The following is a 2,839-nucleotide window of genomic DNA, read 5'->3' on the forward strand; positions in this document are numbered from 1 at the left end:
TTTCCTCTAAGCTTGTACTCTAAAACAAACATTTTGCGTTATCGACCTACCACGCAAACTACTCTAGCATACTAAAGTTAAATTGGCAACTATAGATTAGAGTTATTCTTAGTCGTGCTGCGCTGTTCTATGCTGGCGGAACTTTTCATCTCCGAGGTGAAACCGAGGGTTCCTTCAAGCCGACATTATAGGTAAAAAAGGCAATTGCAGATACAGCAGTTATCTTAATGGTAAGGTACAAAGTTTTCTTTTTGGGGAACGGGGAACAGTGGCTGGTCGTCCAGAAATGATAATTTACCCCCACCGTAGTTGGGAGAGCCAGAACTGGGTCGAGGAAGTTTGAGCATTTGTACTAAAACTCCCCCGACGCAGTTTAAATGCAGTACAATCCAGCACATCTCAACTGTATCTTAGTCGCGGATTTCCAGATAATTTGCTCCTCAGTCCCGCTACTGCCAGAAAAGTTAATATTTAGTCCTTCTTTACTTTAAGTTAAGAAACTTATCTAAGGCTAGAACCATATTCGGCGGCCAACGGCGCACGCTTTTTACCCAATCGAGGTCTTGATAGCGGGTATCCATGCCGACGGCGGCTACCCAATTGCTTTCCGCCTCTCCCTGTTGTCCTTGTGTCCATAAAACGGCGCTTAAGGCCGCTCTGACATCGGGAAACATGGGGTATTTGCGGGCAATATTCCGCATTTTTTGGACTGCTTCTGGATATCTGCCCAATTCGTACAGGGCCAGAGCCAGATTAGCTTGCGCCCAGGCAAAATTCGGGGCTAGTTGAGTGGCTTGGCGATAGTCTTTGACGGCGGCTTCCCAGTCCCCTAAACCGCCCTCAGCGTTGCCGCGATTGTTATAGGCGAAGGCATCATTGGGGGCCAGTTCTAAAACTTTATTATAATCGGCGATCGCTTCTTGATATTTGCCTTCTCCCTCTAAAGCGGTGCCGCGATTGAGGTAGGGATCGGGGGCATCGGGGGCAATGGCGATCGCTTGGTTAAAATCAGCGATCGCATCCTCTAATTTATTGAGACTGACTCTGGCATTGCCGCGATTACTCCAAACGGCGGGATTAGTGGGGAATTTGGTGACTAATTGGGTCCAATAGCTTTCGGCCTGGGCGTAATCCCCTTTTTCTGTGGCTTCTAGGGCTTTTTCGGCGATAACTTCCCCTTCTCTAATCTGTTCTTCGCTAATAGTCGGGCTATCGGCATAAGCCGCTATGGGTAGGGCAAAAAAGAGCAATAGACTCAATACACAAGCGGTGATCCAACGCATAATTACTTCATAATTTGTTACTTAATCTTTTCTCAATCTACCCTACTTAGGTGAACTCTGCCCTAGATAGTCTTGATAGCCTAGTCGTTGAAGATTGCTTTGTTTTTCGAGGACGGAATCGCTGAGGGATTGACGATAGGCGATAACTTGCTCTAAAAGATCAGCATTACCGATGGCGAGAATTTGAACCGCTAAAAGTCCGGCATTTTTGGCATTACCGATCGCCACCGTGGCCACGGGAATGCCTGCGGGCATCTGTACAATTGAATAGAGAGAGTCTAACCCTTGTAAAGTGCGCGTGACTACGGGAACTCCAATCACGGGTAAGGGGGTTAAAGATGCCACCATCCCGGGTAAATGGGCAGCCCCGCCGGCTCCAGCGATAATCACTTTTATTCCCCTTAAATGAGCGTTTTTGCCGTATTCAAACATTTTTTCGGGGGTACGATGGGCCGAGACAATGGTGACTTCGTGGCTAATCTGAAAAACCTCTAAAACTGCGATCGCTTCTTTCATGGTGGGTAAGTCGGAATCACTGCCCATAATTACACCCACTAGGGGCGCTGCTGTCACCATAACTGCTAGAAAATAATTTTGCTTTTTAATCTTATAGCAGGGTTTGTTATTTTGTCTTCAAACCCTACTGATCAGATTTCCCCTAAATTGCATCGGGATCGATGCCTAATTCTCGCAATTTTTGGGCTAATTTTTCCTTAGCTTGTCGTTCCCTTTCTTTTTCTAAAAGAGCCTGTTCTTTTGCCTGTCGTTGCTGTAATTCCGCTTCTTGAGGAGTGGGGACTAATTCACCATCGGCGGTAAAATAACGCAGTTTACGGTCAAATATCCCTAAATATAATCCTAACTGTTCACTCCAGAGATAACCCTGTTCATTGGGAGAAATGGCTTGATATTGTCCCTCAATTAGTCTAAATCCTTGTAATTCTAAAGTATTAGGATCAAACCAAAAATAATTAGGAGTGCGAAAGGTATTCTGATAGAGAATTTTCTTGTTATTGCGGTCAATATTGGCCGTAGAATCGGAGAGAATCTCGACAATTACATCCGGATATTTCCCCTGTTCTCCCCAGACTACCCAACTTTTGCGGGGACGTTTTTCGGTATCTAAAACCACAAAAAAATCGGAACCACAGAAATCACGTTTTTTTAGTTGTTCCGCGTTGTAGTAGATGGTTAGATTTCCCGAAACGTAGTAATCACTCCTCTTGCGCCATAATAAACTTGTTGCAAAATAAGAAAAAGCCGAATGAATTGTTTTGTGAGAAGTTCAGCTTGCCTCTCCTTTTAATTAATGCTTATGCTGCCGCTAAATAAAAATTCCATAATCCACAAGCCGTTAAGATTAATTGATCATCAAAATTAGCTACACGATTCCTATAAATATCGGAAACTGCACGGTATCTTTTCACCCCAGAAAAAGGGTGGTGATTCGGTAGTAGTGATGGCGGCTTAATCCTTTGCTTTGCTGTGCATTGTAGTCATGGATAAAATACCAAAGGGTTCCCCAACGTGATTCTCCATTTTTTTAGAGAAAGATA

Annotated in this window: 3 protein-coding genes; all 3 read right to left on the minus strand. The window is 44.4% G+C overall.

Going from position 1 to position 2,839, the window contains the following annotated elements; genetic code table 11:
* Window positions 1-482 precede the first annotated feature (482 nt).
* A complete protein-coding gene (locus EWV66_RS08435; protein ID WP_072927841.1) occupies window positions 483-1,283 on the minus strand; it encodes a tetratricopeptide repeat protein in 801 nt (266 codons plus the stop codon).
* Window positions 1,284-1,325: 42 nt separating this feature from the next.
* Complete coding sequence (gene purE, locus EWV66_RS08440; protein ID WP_002761719.1) at window positions 1,326-1,859, minus strand: 5-(carboxyamino)imidazole ribonucleotide mutase; 534 nt, start codon at window positions 1,857-1,859, stop codon at window positions 1,326-1,328.
* 82 nt (window positions 1,860-1,941) lie between these two features.
* Complete coding sequence (locus tag EWV66_RS08445; protein ID WP_502705673.1) at window positions 1,942-2,553, minus strand: Uma2 family endonuclease; 612 nt, start codon at window positions 2,551-2,553, stop codon at window positions 1,942-1,944.
* Window positions 2,554-2,839: the final 286 nt, after the last annotated feature.

Origin of the sequence: Microcystis sp. M_OC_Ca_00000000_C217Col (genome assembly GCF_007095585.1) — a bacterium.
In the GTDB taxonomy this organism is placed as follows: Bacteria; Cyanobacteriota; Cyanobacteriia; order Cyanobacteriales; family Microcystaceae; genus Microcystis; species Microcystis panniformis.

Excerpts from the sequence above, each read along its gene's own strand:
- EWV66_RS08435 (WP_072927841.1), bottom strand. The coding sequence starts at position 1,283 with ATGCGTTGGATCACCGCTTGTGTATTGAGTCTATTGCTCTTTTTTGCC.
- purE (WP_002761719.1), bottom strand. The coding sequence starts at position 1,859 with ATGGTGACAGCAGCGCCCCTAGTGGGTGTAATTATGGGCAGTGATTCC.